Source organism: Bradyrhizobium sacchari, assembly GCF_002068095.1.
GTDB lineage: Bacteria > Pseudomonadota > Alphaproteobacteria > Rhizobiales > Xanthobacteraceae > Bradyrhizobium > Bradyrhizobium sacchari.
This window is the reverse complement of the sequence record NZ_LWIG01000007.1, coordinates 695,544-696,117: the sequence shown is the minus strand read 5'-3', so window position 1 is coordinate 696,117 and position 574 is coordinate 695,544. Positions and strand designations below refer to the sequence as shown.

1 protein-coding gene is annotated in these 574 nt (G+C 68.8%); it reads right to left on the bottom strand.

Features of this window, described 5'->3' with window-relative positions; genetic code table 11:
• The coding region (locus A5906_RS44170) for an elongation factor 1-alpha C-terminal domain-related protein (RefSeq protein WP_430642365.1) at positions 1–574 on the bottom strand (574 nt) is incomplete at both ends.

Below are 574 nucleotides of genomic sequence, written 5' to 3'. Positions count from 1 at the left end.
TAGCGCGGATTCCACCGGCACGATATCGACGGGCACGGCGCGCTGGCCGGCACCGACCGACAGCACGAGACCGCCGCCGGCGATGCGTCCGGACACTTCGATCACGAGACGGCCGGTCCGCGGATTCTCGGTGTAGGGATCGGTGGCGATCGGATTCGAAAGGGAAATGTCGATCTCGCCGACATGGTTGCGGCCGATCGCCTTGTTCTCGCTGCTGGAGAGCTCGCCGGGATCGACCGCCTTCTCGATGGCGACGACGGTGGCGCGGCTTTCCTTCGGCCCGCAGCGCACCAGCAGCTGGTCGCCCTTGGCGAGCGGCTTGTCGTGCAGCCAGAAGATGCGCGCGCGCAGCCGGCGCGTCTCGCGCGGGGCGGTGCCGGCATGAGCGACGATATCGCCGCGCTCGATGAACAATTCGCGGTCGAGCGTGATGCCGACCGAGCGGCCGGCGCCTTGCCGTCCCCCGACCGGCGTCACCGGCCAGCTCTCCACCGTCTTGATCTTGGCGATCTTGCCGGCCGGCATGATCACGATCTCGTCGCCGGCAACCAGGCTGCCGGATTCGATGCGGCCC